The following is an 18,840-nucleotide window of genomic DNA, read 5'->3' as shown; positions in this document are numbered from 1 at the left end:
GCGCAGGGGCCGCGATAACGGGTTGAAAAGAAGGCGGGGGATCAGTCGGGCTTGATGCCCAGCTTGCGCAGCACCGGGCCGGAGGCGTCCCGTTCGGCCGCGACGCGCCGGGCGAAGTCGGCCGCCGCCAGATGGTACGGCAGCGAGCCGTGGCTGGCGTACATCTGCTTGAGCGCGCCGTCCTGCTGCGCGCGGCCGATCTCGGCGTTCAGGCGCTGCACGATCGCCTCGGGCGTGCCGGCGCTGGCGGCCACGCCCAGCCACACCGCGCCCTCGAAGCCGCGGAAGTCCTGCTCGGCCAGCGTCGGCGCCTTGCCGAAGGCGGCGTCCGGCACCGTCTCGCTGATGGCCAGTACCCGCAGCCGGCCGTCCTTGACCATGGGTTCGACCAGCGCGGTGCCGGCGAAGTACATCTGCGTATCGCCGGCCAGCACCGAGTTGAGCGCGCCGGTGCCGGTCTTGAACGGAACGTGCATGATGTCGACGCCGGCCTGCTCGCGCAGCATTTCGAACAGCACGTGCGGCGGGCTGCCGTTGCCCGACGAGGCGTAGTTCAGCTTGCCCGGCTGCTGGCGCGCCTGCGCCAGCAGTTGCCCCAGCGACTGCGCGGGCAGCTTGTCGTTGACCGTGAGCGCCATCGGGATGATGGCCAGCGGGCTGACCGGCAGCAGGTCGCGCGCCGGATCGTAGGTCAGGGCCGGAAAAATATACGGATTCCACACCAGGTGCGCGTTGGTCACCAGCGCCAGCGTATGGCCGTCGGCCGGCGCGGACTTGAGCTGCTGCATCGCCAGCATGCCGCCGGCGCCCGGCTTGTTCTCCACCACCACGGGCTGGCCCAGCGACCGGTGCAGCCGCTCGGCCAGCGGCCGCGCGAACAGGTCGGGCAGGCTGCCGGGCCCGCCGTTGACCAGGATGGTCACCGGCCGGCTCGGCCAGTCCGCGGCGTGCGGCGCCGGGGCGATCAGCAGCGCGGCCAGCGCCGTCAGGCCGGCCGCGGCGCGGCGCAGAAAGGGCCGCCGCCGTCGGCGGGACTCGTGTAGCCGTGTCACAGTATGTCTCCTGTGCGCCTGCCGCCGGCTTGGATGCCGGTCATTCTGCGCGGCGCGCTTTTCTACGATAAGCACCACAAATCTCGGCGTCAACAATTTTTATCGAGATTTTTTCCGCGCATGATAAAGTAGCGTCATGTCTGACGGTACTTCCCTGCCCCCGCTCGCTCATTCCGCCTCGGCCCACACGCTCGTGGGCACGGCCTACGTCAACCTGCGCCGCGACATCATCCAGGGCAAACTTCCGCCCGGCTCGCGCCTGCGGGTCGAACATCTGAAGGACGATTACGGCGTGGGCGCCGGCACGCTGCGCGAGGCCCTGGCGCTGCTGGTCTCGGACGCGCTGGTCATCGCCCACGGGCAGCGCGGCTTTCACGTCACCCCGATCTCGCTGGAGGATTTCCACGACATCACCGAGAACCGCGTGCTGCTGGAAACCGAGGCCTTGCGGCAGTCCATCGCCGTGGGCGACGACGACTGGGAAAGCGCGGTGCTGGCGGCCTTTCACCGGCTGGGCAAGGCCGAGCAGCGCCTGGCCGCCGACCCCGAAGCCCGCTTCGAGGAATGGGAACAGCGCAACCGCGAATTCCACCGCGAACTGATCCGCGCCTGTCCCTCGCGCTGGCGCCACCACTTCCTGGGCATCCTGTACCAGCAGGCCGAGCGCTACCGCCGCCTGACCGTCACCCGCAAGCCCATCGCGCGCGACCTGCACGACGAGCACCAGCGCATCCTCGACGCCACGCTGGCGCGCGACGCCGACCTGGCCTGCTCCTTGCTGGCCAGCCACATCCGCCTCACCTACGAAGCCGTCGCGAAGCTGCCGCCCGAACTGTTCACGCCTTCGGCCTGAGGCGCGCCGCTCAGCCCGCGCCGGCGCGGTGCTGCGCCAGCACCTCGCACATGGCTTGGGCCGCGCGCTCCAGCACCGGCACCGCGCGCAGCAGTTCGTCCAGCATCACACGGGCCGTGGGCGCATGGCAGGCCACCGCCGCCACCACGCGGTCATCGGCGGCGCGCACCGGCACCGCCACCGCGCTCATGCCGCGCACGAACTCCTCGTTGTCGATGCCGATGCCCCGCGCGGCCAGGCGCTCCAGCTCTTCCTCCAGCCGCGCCGGATCGGTCAGCGTGCGCGGCGTGTTGCGGGTCAGCGGCAGCCGCGCCAGCACCCGGCTGCGCTCGAGCCGGCTCATGGAAGCCAGGAACAGCTTGCCGCTGGCGGTGCAATGCATGGGCACATGGCTGCCCACCGCGAAGAACAGCCGCAGCGGTTCGGCAGTCTCCACGCGTTCCATATAGACCACGCGGTCGCCGTCGGGCGCGGTGAGATTGCAGGTTTCACCCAGCGTGCCGACCAGTTGCGCCAGCACCGCGCGGCATTCGCGGGTGAAGGCCGAGGCGCGCAGCGTGGCCAGCGCCAGCGCCGAAGCCTGCGGGCCCGGCACGTAGCCGTTCTCGGTGGGCGTGGCGGCCACGAAGCCGGCGCGCTGCATGGCCGCCAGCAGGCGCATCAGCGATGATTTGGGCATGTCCAGCCGCTGCGCGAGCTGCGCCAGCGTGGGCGGATGCTGGGCCCGCGCCAGATGTTCCAGCACCAGCAGCGCCCGCAGCGAGCGCGCCGTGTCCTGCTGCTCCTCCGATGCTGCGCTGCGATTTTGAAACCGGTTTTGCATTTTCTGTTCCACTTTTCCGCGCTTGCGCCGGTTGTGCTTTGCGCTGCGCGCACGCTTCCTAGAATCGCTCTCAGCGTCAGTGCCCGCAGGCCCGCGCGACGCCGGGTCCAGGCACTGCAGCGCATGGCATCACAGCGTATATAACTGCGCCCCACAACGACAAGCAGGGTAAACGCGCCGTCAGGGGCTTGCGGCGGCCCGCTGCAGGGAGAGCTTGCGGATATGTCCGATACCGTGGATTACATCGTCGTAGGCGCCGGCTCGGCCGGCTGCGTGATGGCCAACCGGCTGAGCGCCAGCGGCGCGCATTCCGTCTGCCTGCTGGAAGCCGGGCCGAAGGACAGCTATCCGTGGATCCACATCCCCATCGGCTACGGCAAGACCATGTTCCACAAGGTCGTGAACTGGGGCTACTACACCGATCCCGATCCCAACATGCTGGACCGGCGCATCTACTGGCCGCGCGGCCGCACGCTGGGCGGCTCCAGCGCCATCAACGGCCTGATCTACATCCGCGGCCAGCGGCGCGACTACGACGCCTGGGCCGCCGCCGGCAATCCCGGCTGGGGCTGGGACGACTGCCTGCCCTATTTCCGCAAGCTCGAAAACAACGACCTCGGCCCCGGCCCCACGCGCGGCACCGACGGCCCGCTCAACGCCACCTCCATCAAGACCCCGCATCCGCTGGTGCAGGGCCTGATCGCCGCCGCGCAGAACCTGGGCATTGCCCAGGTCGACGACTTCAATACCGGCGAACAGGAAGGCGTGGGCTACTACCAGCTCACCACCCGCAACGGCCGGCGCTGCTCCACCGCCGTCGCCTACCTGCGTCCGGCCCAAGGCCGCGCCAACCTGCGCATCGAAACCGACGCGCACGCCATGGCCATTCTGTTCGAGGGCACCCGCGCCTGCGGGGTGCGCTACCGCCAGCACGGCCAGGTGCGCACCGTGCGCGCGCGCCGCGAAGTGATACTGTGCGCCGGCGCACTGCAGTCGCCGCAGCTGCTGCAGCTCTCCGGCGTGGGGCCGGCCGCGCTGCTGCGCCAGTTCGGCATCGGCGTGGTGCGCGACCTGCCCGGCGTGGGCGAGAACCTGCAGGACCACCTGCAGATCCGGCTGATCTACGAAACCACGCGTCCCATCACCACCAACGACCAGCTGCGCACGCTGCCCGGCCGCATCCGCATGGGCCTGGAATGGCTGCTGCTGCGCGGCGGACCGCTGGCCGTGGGCATCAACCAGGGCGGGCTGTTCTGCCGGGTCGATCCGGCCAGCCTCACGCCCGACACCCAGTTCCATTTCGCCACGCTGTCGGCCGACATGGCCGGCGGCAAGGTGCACCCGTTCTCGGGCTGCACTTATTCGGTATGCCATCTGCGCCCCTCGTCGCGCGGGCGCGTGCGCCTGCGCAGCGCCGATCCCTTCGAGGCGCCGTCCATGCAGCCGAACTACCTGTCCACCGAACTGGACCGCCGCATGACGGTGGCGGCGGTCAAGTACGCGCGGCGGCTGGCCGCCACGGCGCCGCTGGCGGCGATGATGAAGCGCGAATTCCGCCCCGGGCCCGAGGTGCGCAGCGACGACGAGATCCTGCATTTCTGCCGCGAGTACGGGGCCACCATCTTCCACCCCAGCGGCACCGCCAAGATGGGGCCGCGCAGCGATCCCCTGGCGGTCGTCGACGCGCAGCTGCGCGTGCATGGCGTGGCGGGGCTGCGGGTGGTGGACTGTTCCATCATGCCGACGCTGGTTTCCGGCAACACCAACGTGCCCGCAGTCATGCTGGCCGAGCGCGCGGCCGATTTCATTTTGCAGGAGCATACCCAGGCGCATCCGCAGACGCTGCAGGCCGCCGCCTGACACCCACGGCCCAGGCCCGCGCAGACGGGCCGGCCGCCACACCAAAGGAGACTAGACATGGCCAAGCAGAACGAAGCCGCGGTGCGCCGGGTCGTCGCCGCGTCGCTGATCGGCGCCACCATCGAGTGGTACGACTTTTTCTTGTACGGCGTCGTCGCAGGCATTGTGTTCAACAAGCTGTATTTCCCGGCCGGGGACCCGCTGGTCTCCACCATGCTGGCCTACACCACGTTCGCGGTCGGCTTCGTCACCCGGCCGCTGGGCGGGCTGATCTTCGGCCACTTCGGCGACCGCATCGGCAGGAAAAGCATGCTGGTCATGACCCTGATGATCATGGGCGTGGCCACCTTCCTGATCGGCCTGGTGCCCACCTACGACAGCATCGGCATCTGGGCGCCCATCCTGCTCCTGCTGCTGCGCGTGTTCCAGGGCATCGGGCTGGGCGGCGAATGGGGCGGCGCGGTGCTGATGGCCTACGAATACGCGCCGCCCGGCAAGAAAGGGCTGTACGCGTCGCTGCCGCAGATAGGCCTGGCCATCGGGCTGTGCCTGGCCTCGGGCACGGTGGCCCTGCTGTCCACCCTGCTGACCGACGCGCAATTCATGGCCTGGGGCTGGCGCGTGGCGTTCCTGCTGTCGGCGGTGATGGTGCTGGTGGGCATGTACATCCGCCTGAACATCAAGGAAACGCCGGAGTTCGCCGCGGTCAAGAAGAACAACGCCGAAAGCCGCATCCCTTTCGCAGACATGTTCCGGCGCTTTCCGGGCAACGTCTTCAAGGGCATGGGCGCGCGCTACATCGACGGGGTGTTCTTCAACGTGTTCGGCGTGTTCACGATCTCGTATCTCACGCAGACCGTGAAGATCACGCGCACCGAGGCGCTGATCGGCGTGATGGCCGCGGCCCTGGTCATGTGCTTCTTCATCCCGTTCTTCGGCCGCCTGTCGGACCGCGTCGGGCGCACGCGCGTCTATTTCTGGGGCTCGCTGATCACCGCGCTGGCCTCGTTTCCCGCTTTCTGGCTGATGCTCAACAGCCAGGGCAGCGCGGTACTGATCTGGGTAGCCATCATCATCCCGTTCGGCATCCTGTACGCGGCCGTGTACGGGCCGGAGGCGGCGCTGTTCTGCGAACTGTTCGACGCCCGGGTGCGCTACACCGGCATCTCCTTCGTTTACCAGTTCTCGGGCATTTTCGCCTCGGGCATCACGCCCATCATCGCCACCGCGCTGCTCAAGGCCGGCGGCGGCCAGCCCTGGCTGATCTGCCTGTACGTGCTGTTCTCGGGCGTGGTGTCGGCGGCGTGCGCGTGGCTCATCGGGCGCGGCAAGCAGCCCGACGAGGACGCCGCGGCCCGCGCGCTTCAGCCGGCCGCCACGGGCCGGCCGTAGAACGGATAGTTGGGGTCGTTGTAGCCGTGCGATGAAGCGTGCCCCGGGGTCACCCAGCCGTTGACCACGGCCTCGTCCTCGGGCGTGATGGCGACGTCCAGCGCGGCGTAGTAGTCCTCCATCTGCGCCAGCGTGCGCGGCCCGGCGATGACGGCGGTGACGATGGGGTTGGCCAGCACCCAGGCGGTGGCGAAATGCCCCGCCTGCACGCCGCGCGCGGCGCTGTGCGCCACCAGCTTCTGCGCGATCTGCAGCGACTCCTCGCGGAACTCGGTGGCCAGGATGCGGGAGTCGCCGCGCCCGGCGCGGGTATCGGCGGCCGGCGCCTGGCCCGGCAGGTACTTGCCGGTGAGCACGCCGCGCGCGATCGGGCTGTAGGGCACCACGCCCAGGCCGTAATGGCCGCAGGCCGGCAGGATCTCGACCTCGGGGCCGCGGTTGAGCATGTTGTAGTACGGCTGGCACACCACCGGCTGCGGCACGCCCATGCGTTCGCACAGGCGCATCACCTCGGCGATGCGCCAGCCGCGGAAGTTCGACAGCCCGTAGCTGCGCAGCTTGCCCGCGCGGATCAGGTCGCCCAGCGCCCACAGCGCTTCTTCGAGGTTTTCCTCGTGGTAGTCGCGATGCAGGTAGAGGATGTCCAGGAAGTCGGTGCCCAGCCTCACCAGACTGGCCTCGACGCCACGGATCAGCCATTGGCGCGAATAGTGCGACTGGTTCGGGCCCTTGCCCACGGCGTTGCCGATCTTGCTGGCCAGCACCCAGTCGTGGCGCTGCCCGGCCAGCAGCCGGCCCACCACTTCTTCCGAGCGCCCGCCGTTGTAGACGTCGGCGGTGTCGATGAAATTCAGGCCGCGGTCGCGCGCCGAAGCGACGATGCGCGCGGCCTCTTCGTCGGGCGTCTGCTCTCCGAACATCATGGTGCCCAGGCACAACGGCGATACCCGGAGATTGCTGCTGCCCAGCCGGCGGTAGTTCATGAGTGGATTCCTTGGGTTGTGGGGGGTTGGATACACCATACCCCGGATTATGCGCGCCGCGGCCCCGTCACGCCCCGCCCGCGTCCACCGCCGCCAGTATCCTGCCGAACAAGGCGTCGGCGTGGGCCGAATCCAGCCAGCGCACGATCACGACCATCTTGCGTTCCGGTTCGACCCAGGTGAACGAGCTGCCCGCGCCCACGCCGAAGAAGCTGGAGGCCGGCACGCTGGGGAACACGCGGCCTTCGTGGTTCAGCCAGATCAGGTAGCCGTAGTACGGCGCGATGTCGCAGGGCGTGCGCATGGCGCGTATCCAATCTTCCGACAGCACCTGGCGGCCGTTGGCGCGCCCGCCGTTGAGCAGCATCTGGCCGATCAGCGCCTGGTCGCGGGCGCTGATCGACATGCCGCCGCCCCAGTGCGAGCCGCCCGGCACCGAGGGCATGCGCTGGCCGTCGATCTCGACCCAGGCGTTGTCGTAGCCCACCCATCGCCAGTTCTCGCTCGCGCCGATCGGGCGCATCACCGCCTCGCGGAAAACCTCGGGCAGCGGCTTGCGGAACAGGTGCAGAAGCGCATAGGACAGCTGGTTGATGCGCACATCGTTGTATTCCCAATACGTGCCGGGGCGCTGCAAGGGCCGCGCGTCACCCTTCTTGCCGTCGGGCGGCACGCCGAAGGTGACGGCGCGGTAGCGGTCCGCCTGGTCGGACACCCCGAAGCGCTCGCCCTCCCATTCGCTGGTCTGCTGCAGCAGGTGGCGCCAGGTAATGTCGGCGTTCTGGCCGCTGTCGAAGCCGATGCCGGGCACGCGCCTGCCGACCGGCTCGTCCACGTCCGGCAGCAGGCCTCGGTCATGCGCCACGCCGGCCAGGATCGCCAGGTACAACTTGGCCACGCTGAAGGTCAGGTCGGCGCGCTTGGGCTCGCCCCACTCGGCGACGGTCTTGCCGTCCACCACCACCACGCCCGAGACCGGCCCGCGGTCGTGGATGGGGCCCAGCAGGCGGTTCCAGGGCGGCGGATCGTTCAGGTGCACGCCGAAGACGCCGTCGACGCTGCGGTCCCAGGCGGTTTCGTGGTCGTTGGCGAACTGGATCGCCTGCTGCATGAGGGTGTTCATTGCTTGCCTCGTTATGGTTACGATTTCAGGAATTCCATGGCGGCCTGCATGCCGCCGGCGCGATGCGGCACCCCGGCCGCGGCCAGGCCCATCTCCACGCCGGCCAGCGCGCCGCAAAGCGTCAGGTCATTGAAATGGCCCAGGTGGCCGATGCGGAAGACGCGGTCGGCCAGCTTGCCCAGGCCCTGCCCCAGCGACATGTCGTAGCGCTCCAGCACCGCCTTGCGCAAGGCGTCGGCGCTGTGCCCGGGCGGCATCAGCACCGCGGTCAGGGCCGGGCTGTGCGCGGCCGGGTCCAGGCTCAGCAATTCCAGCCCCCAGGCCTGCACCGCCAGGCGCGTAGCCTGCCCATGGCGGCGGTGGCGCGCGTAGACCTGCGCCAGGCCTTCCTCGCGCAGCATGGCCAGCGCTTCGTGCAGGCCGTAAAGCAGATTGGTCGAGGGCGTGTACGGAAAGTAGCCGCGTTCGTTGGGCCCGAGCATTTCGCGCCAATCCCAGTACGAGCGCGGCAGGCGCGCCGTGTCGGCCGCGGCCAGCGCCTTGGCGCTGACGGCGTTGAACGACAGGCCGGGCGGCAGCATCAGGCCTTTCTGCGAACCCGCCACCGTCACGTCCACGCCCCATTCGTCGTGGCGGTAGTCGATGGAGCCCAGCGACGAGATCGTGTCCACCATCAGCAGCGCCGGATGCGCGGCGCGGTCGATGGCCGCGCGCACCGCGGCCACGTCGCTGGTCACGCCGGTGGAGGTTTCGTTGTGCACCACGCACACGGCCTTGATGCGGTGCTGCGCGTCGGCGGCCAGGCGCGCGCCGATGGCCACCGGGTCCGCCGGATGGCGCCAGTCGCCTTCCAGGAAGTCGACCTCCAGGCCCAGCCGCCCCGCCAGCTTGCGCCACAGGCTGGCGAAATGCCCGGTCTCGGCCATCAGCACCCGGTCGCCCGGCGACAGCGTGTTGACCAGCGCGGCCTCCCAGGCGCCGGTGCCCGAGGACGGATAGATCACCACCGGCCCCTGCGTCTGGAACACCTGCCGGATGCCGGCCAGCACCTCCAGGCCCAGCGCGCCGAAGACCGGCCCGCGGTGGTCGATGGTGGGCTGGTCGATGGCGCGCAGCACGCGGTCGGGCACGTTGGTGGGGCCCGGAATCTGCAGGAAGTGGCGGCCGGATGAGTGCGGGTTCAGGCTGAACATATGTCACCCCAGATGGAATAGTTTTTGTATACCAACGAAAAGCCCGGCAAACGAACAGCGTATGCCCGGCGTGCGGACCTACGGTATGCGTCACTCTATCCCATTGTTTTTACGTAATTAACCTAGGGTATACACTCATCAGGCCGAGGGGCAAGCAGGTTTATAGTGCGGAAAAACAGGGGAATTTTTGTATACCAATGAGCAGCGCGCTTAGCCTACCCGACGCCGACCCCGCGCCCGCGGCGCAGTTGTCCGGCGCCAGCCGCACGCTGCCGGCCACGGTGGCCGGGCAGCTGCGCGAGCGCATCATCCAGGGCGAATTCCCGCCGGCCTCGCGCCTGAACGAACGGGCGCTGTGCGACCTGCTGGGCGTGTCGCGCACGCCGCTGCGCGAGGCCTTCCGCCTGCTGGCCGCCGAAGGGCTGGTGCAGATCGAACCCAACCGCGGCGCCCAGGTGGTGGCGCTGTCCGAAGCCAATATCCGCGAAGCCTTCGAAGTCATCGGCGGGCTGGAAGCCATGTCCTGCCGGCTGGCCTGCGAACGGGCCACCGACCTGGAGATCGCCGAGATCCGGGCGCTGACCTACGAGATGATGGCCAGCCACGCGCGCCGCGACCTGCCCTCGTATTTCCGCCTCAACCGCGAGATCCACGAGCGCATCAGCCTGGCCTCGCACAACGGCCTGCTCAAGCAGCTGTACGACGCCCAGAACGCGCGCATCCAGAACCTGCGTTTCGTGTCCAACGAAAACCGCCAGAAGTGGGACCTGGCCATGCGCGAGCACATCGAAATGGCCGAGGCGCTGGAGGCGCGCGACGCCGACCGGCTGGCCGGCATCATGCGCCAGCACCTGCAGCGCAAGTGCGACGCCGCCCTCAGGACCTTGCAGCCGCCCGCGCCGGATTCCGGCTGAACCGCCCGCCCGGACACGCAGCAGATACGCAGTACGTGCAGTGACTTCCACAGGAGCCTCGCCATGGCCGATTACCGCGTCCCCCCTCGTATCGTTCCTGCTTCACTCCCGTCTCACCGCCGTCCCAGGTTCGCGATCCTGGCCTCCGCGCTGGCCTGCGCCGCCGTCCTCGCCCAACCGGCCCTGGCCGGCAAGAAGGACGACACCCTGCGCATGGCCTACGACCAGGCGCCCGAAAGCGTGGACCCGTACTTCAACAACGTGCGCATCGGCGTCATCATCGCCGCCAACGTCTGGGACACCCTGCTCTACCGCGACCCGGTCACCAACGAGTACAAGGGGCAGCTGGCCAAGAGCTGGAAGCAGGTCGACGACAAGACCATGGAGTTCGAACTGCGCCAGGGCGTCAAATTCCACAACGGCGAGGAGTTCGACGCCGACTCGGTGGTGTACACCCTGAACTACGTGGCCGACCCCAAGAACAAGGCCGTGACGCAGCAGAACGTTGCGTGGATCGACAAGGTCGAGAAGATCGACAAGTACAAGGTGCGCCTGACCACCAAGGAGCCCTTCCCGGGCGCCAAGGAATACCTGTCCACCACCGCCGCCATCCATCCCGCCAAGTACTACCAGGAAGTCGGCCCCAAGGGCATGAACGCCAAGCCGGTGGGTTCGGGCCCGTACAAGGTGGTGGACTACCAGCCCGGCAAGTCCATCACGCTGGAGCGCAACGCCGACTACTTCAAGGATTCGCCCAAGGCGCAGCCCAAGATCGGCAAGGTCGTCATCCGCTTCATACCCGACCGCCAGACGCAGATGGCCGAAGTCATCTCGGGCGGCGAAGACCTGATCATGAGCGTGCCCAAGGACCAGGCCGAGCAGCTGGGCTCCATGCCCCAGCTGCAGATGGTCACGGGCAACACCATGCGCATCGTGTTCATGCAGATGAACATCCTGGAAGGCACGCCGGCGCCGCAGCTCAAGGACGAGCGGGTTCGCCGCGCCATCATCCACGCCATCGACCGCGAATCCATGTTGAAGAACATCGTGGGCGAAGGCGGCGGCCTCATCAACACCATCTGCACGCCGTCGCAGGTGGGCTGTACCCAGGAAGGCGCGCCGGTCTACAAGTACGATCCGGCCCAGGCCAAGAAGCTGCTGGCCGAGGCCGGCTATCCCAACGGCTTCGACATCGACATCGTGGCCTACCGCGAGCGCAACCAGACCGAAGCGATCATCAACTACCTGCAGGCGGTGGGCATACGCGCCAAGCTGAACTTCCTGCAGTACGCGGCCATGCGCGACATGATCCGCGCCGGCAAGGCCTCGCTCACGCACCAGACCTGGGGCTCCAACCTGGTCAACGACGTGTCGGCCTCCACGCCGGTGTACTTCTCGTTCGGCAACGACGACATCACCCGCGACCCGCAGGTGCGCGACCTGCTCGATAAGGGCGACCACACCATAGACGCCGAGGCCCGCAAGGCGGCCTACAAAGAGGCGCTGGACCTGATCGCCAAGAAGGCCTACGCGGTGCCGCTCTGGACGCTGCCGGCCTATTACGTCGCCACCAAGGACGTGAACTTCAAACCGTATTCGGACGAACTGGTGCGCTTCTGGGACATGAGCTGGAAGTAAGAGGCGCGCGCCGCCGGGCGGTTCCGGCGGCGCGCATCGCAGACGGAAGCGAAAGAGGCTGAGTCCTATGCTTTATTTCACGATCAGGCGCCTGGGCCTGGCGCTGCTGGTGGCGCTGACGGTTTCGATCCTGGCGTTCCTGCTGCTGCACCTGTCGGGCGACCCGGCGCTGGCGCTGGCCGGCGAAGGCGCGCGCCAGGCCGACATCGAAATGATCCGCAAGACCTACGGCCTGGACCGGCCGCTGGCCGTGCAGTATGCGGACTGGCTCTGGCACATCCTGCAGGGCGACTTCGGCACCTCGGTGTATTTCAAGACCGAGGCCGGGCCGCTGATCCTGTCCAAGCTGGAGACCACGCTGATGCTGGGCCTGGCCGCGCTGGGCTTCGCGCTGCTGGTGTCGATTCCGCTGGGCGTGCTGGCCGCGCTGTACAAGGACAGCCTGGTCGACCGCTTCTGCCTGGCCGTGGCGGTGCTGGGCCAGGCGCTGCCGAATTTCTTTTTCGCGCTGATCCTCATCATGCTGTTCTCGATCACGCTGCGCCTGCTGCCGGTCTCGGGCAGCGGCAGCTGGCAGCACTTCGTGATGCCGGCCATCGCGCTGGGCTATTACGTGGCGCCGGCCTTCATGCGGCTGATCCGCGCCGGCATGATCGAGGTGCTGGCCGCCGACTACATCCGCACCGCGCGGGCCAAGGGCCTGCCGGCGCGCAAGATCGTTTTCAAGCACGCGCTGCGCAACGCCATCGTGCCGGTGGTGGCGCTGGCGGCGGTGCAGCTGGGCTACCTGCTGGGCGGCTCGGTGGTCATCGAGACCATCTTCGCGCTGGACGGCCTGGGCTACCTGGCCTACCAGAGCATCACCTACAAGGACTATCCGGTGATGCAGCTGATCGTGCTGCTGCTGTCCGTGCTGTACGTGCTGCTGACGCTGGCCTCCGATATCGCCAACGCCTGGCTCGATCCGCGCATCCGGGTGTCCTGACATGAGCGCGCCCATCCTCACTCCCGCCGTGCCCGCCGCGCCCCCGGAACTGTCCGTCTCCGCCCTGCGCTGGCGGCGGCTGCGGCGCAACAAGGCGCTGCTGGCCGGCGGCGGCATCCTGCTGGCCATCGTGCTGATCGCGCTGCTGGCGCCATGGATCTCGCCGCACGATCCGTATTACCAGGACCTCGCCTACCGCACCGCGCCGCCGGTCTGGTATGCCAAGGGCACCTGGCTGCATCCGCTGGGCACCGACCAGCTGGGCCGCGACTATCTCTCGCGCCTGTTCTACGGCGCGCGCATCTCGCTGCTGATCGGCGTCAGCGTGGCGCTGATCTCCGGCCTGATCGGCACCGCCCTGGGCATGGCGGCCGGCTACTTCGGCGGCAAGACCGACATGGCCGTGTCCTTCCTCATCACCACCCGCCTGTCCATGCCCGTGATCCTGGTGGCGCTGGCCACGGTGGCCATCGTCGGCGGTTCGCTGTGGGTGGTGATCCTGGTGCTGGGGCTGCTCAAGTGGGACCGCTACGCGGTCGTCATGCGCAGCGCCACCCAGCAGGTCCGCTCGCTGGAATACGTGGCCGCGGCGCAGGCCGCCGGCGCCTCCACCTGGCGCATCGTGCGCGGCGAAGTGCTGCCCAACGTGGTGCCGCAGCTGATCGTGATCGCCACGCTGGAGGCGGCCAGCGCCATCCTGCTGGAGGCTTCGCTGTCGTTCCTGGGCCTGGGCGTGCAGCCGCCGCTGCCGTCCTGGGGCCTGATGATCTCGGAGGCCAAGGCCTATATGTTCTTCTCGTTCTGGCTGATCGCCATACCCGGCTCCGCGCTGGCGCTGCTGATCTTCGCCATCAACCTGGCCGGCGACGGGCTGCACCAGCTCCTCGCGCCGGAAGAGAGGTCCTGAGATGAGCGGCACGGATATCGTCCTCGACGTGCAGGGGCTGACCGTCGACATCGCCACGCCGCGCGGACCGCTGCATGCGGTGCGCGACGTGTCCTTCCAGGTCAGGCGCGGCGAAACGCTGTGCCTGGTCGGCGAATCGGGCTGCGGCAAGTCCATGACCTCGCTGGCCATCATGGGCCTGCTGCCCAAGGCCGCCCAGCGCCGCACGCGGCGCCTGGCCGTGCTGGGCGAGGATCTGTCGGCCGCCCGCGCGCGCCGCGTCAACGCGCTGCGCGGCAGCAAGATGGCGATGATCTTCCAGGAGCCCATGACGGCGCTCAACCCCGCCTACGCCATCGGCGACCAGCTGACCGAACACTACGTCCACCACTGCAAGGCGGGCCAGCGGCAGGCGCGCGACCGCGCGGTCGAATTGCTGGAGAAGGTCGGCATCGCCTCGGCCGCGCAGCGGCTGGGCCAGTATCCGCACCAGCTTTCCGGCGGGCTGCGCCAGCGCGTGATGATCGCGATGGCGCTGATGTGCGGGCCCGAACTGCTGATCGCCGACGAGCCCAGCACCGCGCTGGACGTCACCATCCAGGCGCAGATCCTGCGGCTGCTGGCCGAGCTGCAGGCCGAGCTGGGCATCGCCATGGTGCTGATCACCCACGACCTGGGCGTGGTCGCGCGCATCGCGCGGCAGGTGGCCGTCATGTACGCCGGCCAGATCGTCGAGGAAGGGCCGGTGGCCGAACTCTTCGCCGCGCCCCGCCATCCCTATACCCAGGGGCTGCTGGGCTGCATCCCCGTGCCCGGACGCACGCCGCCGGGCGCGGCGCTGGGCACCATCCCCGGCGTGGTGCCGGCGCTGGTGGGCGAGCTCGAAGGCTGCGCCTTTTTCGAACGCTGCCCCCATGCGCAGCCGCGCTGCCGCCAGGCGGTGCCGGTGCATGGCCTGGACACGGGGCAGCGCTGGCGCTGCGTGCTGCATCCAGAGGGAGGCCGGGCATGAGCGCGTTGCTGCAAGCCGATGGCGTCAGCCGCCAGTTCTCGGTGCGCGCCGGCATGTTCCGCCCGCGCAGCACCCTGCACGCGGTCAACGGCGTGGACCTGGCGGTCGAGCGCGGCGCGGTGCTGGGCATCGTCGGCGAATCGGGCTGCGGCAAGTCCACGCTGGCCCGCATGCTGCTGGGGCTGACGCCGCCCACCGAGGGCGCGGTGCGGCTCGACGGCCAGGACATCCGCGGCCTGGACCGGCGCGCGCTGGCGCGCCGCGTGCAGCCGGTGTTCCAGGACCCGTACTCCTCGCTGAACCCGCGGCGCACCATCGCTTCCATCGTCTCCCTGCCGCTGGAAGTGCACGGCATCGCCAACCCCAGGCAGCACAAGGCCATCGAGATGCTGGAGCGCGTGGGCCTGCCGCCGCGCCTGGCGCACAACACGCCGGGGCAGTTGTCCGGCGGCCAGCGCCAGCGCGTGGCCATCGCGCGCGCGCTGGTCATGCATCCCGAAATCGTCATCTGCGACGAGCCCACCTCGGCCCTGGACGTGTCGGTGCAGGCCCAGATCCTGAACCTGCTCATGGACCTGCGGCGCGAATTCAACCTGACCTATGTCTTCATCAGCCACAACCTGGCCGTGGTGGAGCACATCGCCACCCACGTGGCCGTGATGTACCTGGGCCGGGTGGTGGAATCCGCCGCCACCGCCCGCCTGTTCCACGAGCCGCGCCATCCCTACACCCAGGCGCTGCTGGCCTCGGTGCTCACGCCCGAGCCGGGCCTGGGCATCCCCGACATGGGCCTGGGCCTGTCTTTTCCCGATCCGCTGCGCCCGCCGGCGGGCTGCCCGTTCCACCCGCGCTGCCAGCATGCGATGGACCAGTGCAAGACCGAACGCCCCGCGCTGGCGCAGCGCGGGCAGGCCCTGGTGGCCTGCAATCTCTATCCTTCCGATCCCCAGCATGGAGCCCGCCCATCATGACCCGCGCAGACGCCCTCGCCCAGGCCCAGCAATGCTTCGATTCCGGCGCCTTCCGCGCGCTGCTGGCGCGCCGCCTGGCCATGCCCACCGAAAGCCAGAACCCCGAACGCGCGGCCGTGCTGGCCGACTACCTGGACGCTGAAATCCGGCCGGCCTTCGAAGCCCTGGGCTTCACCTGCCGCACGCTGACGCATCCCAAGGCGCTGGCGCCGTTCCTGTACGCCGAGCGCATCGAAGACCCCGCCCTGCCCACCGTGCTGGGCTACGGCCACGGCGACGTCATACGCGGGCTGGAGCGGGAATGGAAGCAAGGCCTGTCGCCCTGGGGCCTGACCGAATCCGAAGGCCGCTGGTACGGCCGCGGCATCGCCGACAACAAGGGCCAGCACAGCATCAATATGGAAGCGCTGCGGCTGGTGCTGGAGACGCGCGGCCGGCTGGGATTCAACGCCAAGTACCTGATCGAGATGGGCGAGGAAACCGGCTCCATGGGCCTGCGGGAACTATGCGAAGCGCACCGCGATCTGCTCGCGGCCGACCTGCTCATCGCCTCCGACGGGCCGCGCCTGAGCGCCGAGCGGCCCACGGTATTCCTGGGCGCGCGCGGCAGCCTGAACTTCGACCTCAGCATCGAGGCGCGCGCCGGCGGCCATCATTCGGGCAACTGGGGCGGGCTGATCTCCAACCCCGGCATCCAGCTGGCGCACGCGATTTCCACGCTGGTCTCGCCCACCGGCCAGATCCGCGTGCCGGAATGGGTGCCCGCGGAACTGCCGCCGGCGGTGCGCCGCGCCCTGGCCGGCTGCCAGGTCGACGGCGGCGCCGACGGCCCGGAGATCGAACCCGGCTGGGGCGAGCCCGGCCTGTCGCCGGCCGAACGCGTGTTCGGCTGGTGCTCGTTCGAAGTGCTGGCCTACAAGACCGGCAACCCCGACACCCCCGTCAACGCCATCCCGCCGCGCGCCTGGGCGCGCTGCCAGCTGCGCTTCGTGGTCGGCGTGGACCCCGACGAACTCATCCCCGCCCTGCGCCGCCACCTGGACCGCCAGGGCTTTCCCATGGTCCAGATCGCGCTCACCCGCGAAAGCATGTTCCGCGCCACCCGCATCGACCCGGAAGACCCGTGGGTGCGCTGGGCGGTGGAATCGCTGGAGCGCACCGCCGGCGTCAAGGCCGCGGTGCTGCCCAACCTGGGCGGCTCGCTGCCCAACGACATCTTCACCGACGTGCTGGGCCTGCGCACGATCTGGGTGCCGCATTCCTATCCGGGCTGCTCCCAGCACGCGCCCAACGAACACCTGCCGCCGGAGCTGCTGCGCCAGGCGCTCGGATTGATGACGGGACTGTACTGGGACCTGGGCGCGGGCGGCACGCCGGCGCTGGCGCGCTGAACTCAGGGCGCGGACCGCGCCGGCGACAGCGGCTGGACCGCCAGGCGCAGGCCCATCGCCTTGAGTATGGCGATCAGGCTGCTCAACGCCGGATTGCCCTGGGGCGACAACGTGCGATAAAGCTGGGTCGGATTCAGGCGGGCCTGCTCGGCCACCGCCTGCACGCCGCCGTAGGCGCGCGCGAGCTGGCGCAGCACGATCAGCAACTCGGCCTGCTCGCCGTCCTGGAGAATGTCATTGATGACTTCCAGCGCAAGCGTCGGATCGTTGCGGTATAGCTCCGCCATTGCTTCGTCATGGGCTCTGCTTTTCATGCGTCGGTTCTCCGTTGCCAGTCTTGCCAGCACTGCACTGCGCGCTCGATATCCGCGTGGCGCAGTACACCCGCTCGATTCGATACATGGGCATTTTCGTTTATAGACGAATATCAATCAAGTATGAGGCCTCAAGCACGAGCATTTCGTCCAGCCGGCGCGCTCCCCGCGGCCGTCCACGGACGAAAAAAAAAGCCTCCTGCTAGGAGGCGGGCTGGGGCGGCAGCCGTATTCGCATGCCTTCCAGCAGCAGGTCCGTGATGAAGTCCGCCAGGCGCTCGCGCTGTTCGGCGTCGGGGGTCTGGCGGGTGAAGCGTTCGATGATGCCCATGAGCGACTGCGCGAACCAGTCGGCGCGCGGCTGCGTGCGCAACAGGCCCGCCTGCTGCTCGGCCCGCACGTTGTCGGCGAGCATCGCCACCAGTTCGTCCTTCAGGGCCTCGGCCGACGCCGCCTGGAAGAAGCCGATGCGGGTCAGGTTGGGATCTTCCTGCAGGATGTCCAGCAGCCCGCCCACGCCCTGGCGGATGCGGCCGGCCAGTTCGGCCTCGGGCAGGTCGTCCGGCAGGCGCGCCTGGCCGATGGCCTGGCGCAAGCGCTGCATGAACATGTCCACCAGCTCGTCGTACGCGGCCTGCTTGCTGCTGAAGTACTGGTAGAAGACCGGCTGCGTCACGCCGGCGCGGGCGACGATGTCGCTGATCCGGGTGTGCTGGAACCCGCGTTGCGCGAACTCCGCCGCCGCGACCGCCAGAAGCTGCAGCCGGGTGCGCTTGCCTTTGGTGAGACGCTCGTCTTGCGACGCAGGAGAAGGTGGTAACGTGATCATCGCGAGAAAATACTACCTATCAACAGTTTTAGCCACTGCCAACCCCCTACCGGACCGCCGTCCGGCCAGCCGATGAGATTGCCGTTACGCATCCTGCCCGCCGCCCCCGTTCTTGCCCTCGCGCTCACCAGCGCCGGCTGCGTTCCCTACCCCGTCTACAAGACCCTGCAACCCGAAGCGCGCCTTACCGTGCTGGACGAGGCCGAGCGGCCCGTGGCGGATGCCCGCGTGGTGCTGATCAGCAGCGCATACCCCTACGGCCGCGAACGCTTTCGCAACGAAACGCGCAGCGCCGCCGACGGCGCGGCGGCGTTTCCCGCGATCCGCGAATGGCGCGCGGAATCGATGATGCTGCACGGCGCGCAGACCTACTTCTGGAACTGGTGCGTGGAAAAAACCGGCTATGAAACCTACGAAACCATGAACCGCGAGCCTGACGGTTTCGAGCCGCGCGCGCAGGTGCGCCTGCGGGCCGGCGAGTCGCGCTCATGCAACAGCGCGCAACCGCCCCTGACGCCGCGCCCGCGGCCCTGAAACGGCTTGAAATCCCGGTAGCGCTTGCGACAACCCGTGACGCCCGCGCAGCAGTAAAGTATTCATGTTGCCTCTTGCCGCGCGCCA

The 18,840-nt window shown here is 68.8% G+C and carries 18 protein-coding genes; 11 read left to right on the top strand and 7 right to left on the bottom strand.

Translation table 11 applies throughout. The features are described 5' to 3' along the window. Positions 1-41 precede the first annotated feature (41 nt). Positions 42-1,052 (bottom strand): Bug family tripartite tricarboxylate transporter substrate binding protein, encoded by a 1,011-nt coding sequence (locus C1I89_RS30560; protein WP_258231555.1) that lies wholly within the window; start codon positions 1,050-1,052, stop codon positions 42-44. Positions 1,053-1,188: 136 nt separating this feature from the next. On the opposite strand from C1I89_RS30560, the gene C1I89_RS30555 reads away from it, so the two are divergent. After that, complete coding sequence (locus tag C1I89_RS30555) at positions 1,189-1,905, top strand: GntR family transcriptional regulator (RefSeq protein WP_102776015.1); 717 nt, start codon at positions 1,189-1,191, stop codon at positions 1,903-1,905. Positions 1,906-1,915: 10 nt separating this feature from the next. Here the strand turns inward: C1I89_RS30555 and C1I89_RS30550 are convergent, their stop codons facing one another. Then, the gene (locus C1I89_RS30550; protein ID WP_440130675.1) at positions 1,916-2,728 is read right to left on the bottom strand and encodes an IclR family transcriptional regulator; all 813 of its coding nucleotides are present in this window, start codon (positions 2,726-2,728) and stop codon (positions 1,916-1,918) included. Positions 2,729-2,950: 222 nt separating this feature from the next. Here C1I89_RS30550 and C1I89_RS30545 point away from each other — a divergent pair, with 222 nt between their 5' ends. Together C1I89_RS30545 and C1I89_RS30540 are read left to right on the top strand one after the other, a co-directional pair. Then, complete coding sequence (locus tag C1I89_RS30545; protein ID WP_102776013.1) at positions 2,951-4,588, top strand: GMC family oxidoreductase; 1,638 nt, start codon at positions 2,951-2,953, stop codon at positions 4,586-4,588. Positions 4,589-4,645: 57 nt separating this feature from the next. Further along, positions 4,646-5,980, top strand: a complete 1,335-nt coding sequence (locus tag C1I89_RS30540) for an MFS transporter (protein WP_102776012.1) — start codon at positions 4,646-4,648, stop codon at positions 5,978-5,980. Here C1I89_RS30540 and C1I89_RS30535 read toward each other — a convergent pair. The 3 genes from C1I89_RS30535 to C1I89_RS30525 all read right to left on the bottom strand — a co-directional run bounded on the left by C1I89_RS30535 (position 5,953) and on the right by C1I89_RS30525 (position 9,279). Next, a complete protein-coding gene (locus C1I89_RS30535; RefSeq protein ID WP_102776011.1) occupies positions 5,953-6,963 on the bottom strand; it encodes an aldo/keto reductase in 1,011 nt (336 codons plus the stop codon). The genes C1I89_RS30540 and C1I89_RS30535 overlap by 28 nt on opposite strands. A 67-nt stretch (positions 6,964-7,030) precedes the next feature. Further along, positions 7,031-8,086, bottom strand: a complete 1,056-nt coding sequence (locus C1I89_RS30530) for a serine hydrolase domain-containing protein (RefSeq protein ID WP_181391089.1) — start codon at positions 8,084-8,086, stop codon at positions 7,031-7,033. Positions 8,087-8,103: 17 nt separating this feature from the next. Then, on the bottom strand, positions 8,104-9,279 hold the full coding sequence (locus C1I89_RS30525; protein ID WP_102776010.1) for a pyridoxal-phosphate-dependent aminotransferase family protein: 1,176 nt from the start codon (positions 9,277-9,279) through the stop codon (positions 8,104-8,106). 197 nt (positions 9,280-9,476) lie between these two features. On the opposite strand from C1I89_RS30525, the gene C1I89_RS30520 reads away from it, so the two are divergent. The 7 genes from C1I89_RS30520 to C1I89_RS30490 all read left to right on the top strand — a co-directional run bounded on the left by C1I89_RS30520 (position 9,477) and on the right by C1I89_RS30490 (position 17,076). Continuing rightward, positions 9,477-10,193 carry a GntR family transcriptional regulator gene (locus tag C1I89_RS30520; protein ID WP_102776009.1) on the top strand — a complete coding sequence of 239 codons (717 nt, stop codon included), beginning with the start codon at positions 9,477-9,479 and terminating at the stop codon, positions 10,191-10,193. Positions 10,194-10,256: 63 nt separating this feature from the next. Then, complete coding sequence (locus C1I89_RS30515; RefSeq protein WP_102776008.1) at positions 10,257-11,831, top strand: ABC transporter substrate-binding protein; 1,575 nt, start codon at positions 10,257-10,259, stop codon at positions 11,829-11,831. 67 nt (positions 11,832-11,898) lie between these two features. After that, on the top strand, positions 11,899-12,816 hold the full coding sequence (locus C1I89_RS30510) for an ABC transporter permease (RefSeq protein WP_102776007.1): 918 nt from the start codon (positions 11,899-11,901) through the stop codon (positions 12,814-12,816). Between the two features lies 1 nt (position 12,817). Then, positions 12,818-13,723, top strand: coding sequence for an ABC transporter permease (locus tag C1I89_RS30505; protein WP_102776006.1), 906 nt, complete (start codon positions 12,818-12,820; stop codon positions 13,721-13,723). Position 13,724: 1 nt separating this feature from the next. Next, positions 13,725-14,714 carry an ABC transporter ATP-binding protein gene (locus C1I89_RS30500; RefSeq protein WP_102776005.1) on the top strand — a complete coding sequence of 330 codons (990 nt, stop codon included), beginning with the start codon at positions 13,725-13,727 and terminating at the stop codon, positions 14,712-14,714. After that, positions 14,711-15,685: an ABC transporter ATP-binding protein gene (locus tag C1I89_RS30495; protein WP_102776004.1), complete on the top strand. Its 975-nt coding sequence runs from the start codon at positions 14,711-14,713 to the stop codon at positions 15,683-15,685. The genes C1I89_RS30500 and C1I89_RS30495 overlap by 4 nt, the downstream gene beginning before the upstream one ends. After that, positions 15,682-17,076: a M20 family metallopeptidase gene (locus C1I89_RS30490; RefSeq protein ID WP_102776003.1), complete on the top strand. Its 1,395-nt coding sequence runs from the start codon at positions 15,682-15,684 to the stop codon at positions 17,074-17,076. Before C1I89_RS30495 ends, C1I89_RS30490 begins: the two co-directional genes overlap by 4 nt. Positions 17,077-17,078: 2 nt before the next feature. Here the strand turns inward: C1I89_RS30490 and C1I89_RS30485 are convergent, their stop codons facing one another. Continuing rightward, a complete protein-coding gene (locus tag C1I89_RS30485; RefSeq protein WP_102776002.1) occupies positions 17,079-17,390 on the bottom strand; it encodes a helix-turn-helix domain-containing transcriptional regulator in 312 nt (103 codons plus the stop codon). Positions 17,391-17,592: 202 nt separating this feature from the next. After that, positions 17,593-18,219 carry a TetR/AcrR family transcriptional regulator gene (locus C1I89_RS30480; protein ID WP_102776001.1) on the bottom strand — a complete coding sequence of 209 codons (627 nt, stop codon included), beginning with the start codon at positions 18,217-18,219 and terminating at the stop codon, positions 17,593-17,595. A gap of 72 nt (positions 18,220-18,291) precedes the next feature. Between C1I89_RS30480 and C1I89_RS30475 the strand changes: the two genes are divergently transcribed. After that, the gene (locus tag C1I89_RS30475) at positions 18,292-18,753 is read left to right on the top strand and encodes a hypothetical protein (RefSeq protein ID WP_102776000.1); all 462 of its coding nucleotides are present in this window, start codon (positions 18,292-18,294) and stop codon (positions 18,751-18,753) included. Positions 18,754-18,840: the final 87 nt, after the last annotated feature.

The sequence above is a fragment of the Achromobacter pulmonis genome (assembly GCF_002885955.2).
Classification (GTDB): Bacteria; Pseudomonadota; Gammaproteobacteria; order Burkholderiales; family Burkholderiaceae_B; genus Achromobacter; species Achromobacter pulmonis_A.
This window is presented reverse-complemented; position numbering and strand designations above follow the sequence as displayed.

What these genes read in the sequence shown, in the direction of transcription:
- C1I89_RS30545 (WP_102776013.1), top strand. Translation starts at nt 2,951, where the DNA reads ATGTCCGATACCGTGGATTACATCGTCGTAGGCGCCGGCTCGGCCGGC.
- C1I89_RS30555 (WP_102776015.1), top strand. Translation starts at nt 1,189, where the DNA reads ATGTCTGACGGTACTTCCCTGCCCCCGCTCGCTCATTCCGCCTCGGCC.
- C1I89_RS30535 (WP_102776011.1), bottom strand. Translation starts at nt 6,963, where the DNA reads ATGAACTACCGCCGGCTGGGCAGCAGCAATCTCCGGGTATCGCCGTTG.
- C1I89_RS30540 (WP_102776012.1), top strand. Translation starts at nt 4,646, where the DNA reads ATGGCCAAGCAGAACGAAGCCGCGGTGCGCCGGGTCGTCGCCGCGTCG.
- C1I89_RS30550 (WP_440130675.1), bottom strand. Translation starts at nt 2,728, where the DNA reads ATGCAAAACCGGTTTCAAAATCGCAGCGCAGCATCGGAGGAGCAGCAG.
- C1I89_RS30525 (WP_102776010.1), bottom strand. Translation starts at nt 9,279, where the DNA reads ATGTTCAGCCTGAACCCGCACTCATCCGGCCGCCACTTCCTGCAGATT.
- C1I89_RS30475 (WP_102776000.1), top strand. Translation starts at nt 18,292, where the DNA reads ATGAGATTGCCGTTACGCATCCTGCCCGCCGCCCCCGTTCTTGCCCTC.
- C1I89_RS30500 (WP_102776005.1), top strand. Translation starts at nt 13,725, where the DNA reads ATGAGCGGCACGGATATCGTCCTCGACGTGCAGGGGCTGACCGTCGAC.
- C1I89_RS30515 (WP_102776008.1), top strand. Translation starts at nt 10,257, where the DNA reads ATGGCCGATTACCGCGTCCCCCCTCGTATCGTTCCTGCTTCACTCCCG.
- C1I89_RS30495 (WP_102776004.1), top strand. Translation starts at nt 14,711, where the DNA reads ATGAGCGCGTTGCTGCAAGCCGATGGCGTCAGCCGCCAGTTCTCGGTG.
- C1I89_RS30480 (WP_102776001.1), bottom strand. Translation starts at nt 18,219, where the DNA reads ATGATCACGTTACCACCTTCTCCTGCGTCGCAAGACGAGCGTCTCACC.
- C1I89_RS30530 (WP_181391089.1), bottom strand. Translation starts at nt 8,086, where the DNA reads ATGAACACCCTCATGCAGCAGGCGATCCAGTTCGCCAACGACCACGAA.
- C1I89_RS30510 (WP_102776007.1), top strand. Translation starts at nt 11,899, where the DNA reads ATGCTTTATTTCACGATCAGGCGCCTGGGCCTGGCGCTGCTGGTGGCG.
- C1I89_RS30520 (WP_102776009.1), top strand. Translation starts at nt 9,477, where the DNA reads ATGAGCAGCGCGCTTAGCCTACCCGACGCCGACCCCGCGCCCGCGGCG.
- C1I89_RS30485 (WP_102776002.1), bottom strand. Translation starts at nt 17,390, where the DNA reads ATGAAAAGCAGAGCCCATGACGAAGCAATGGCGGAGCTATACCGCAAC.
- C1I89_RS30490 (WP_102776003.1), top strand. Translation starts at nt 15,682, where the DNA reads ATGACCCGCGCAGACGCCCTCGCCCAGGCCCAGCAATGCTTCGATTCC.
- C1I89_RS30505 (WP_102776006.1), top strand. Translation starts at nt 12,818, where the DNA reads ATGAGCGCGCCCATCCTCACTCCCGCCGTGCCCGCCGCGCCCCCGGAA.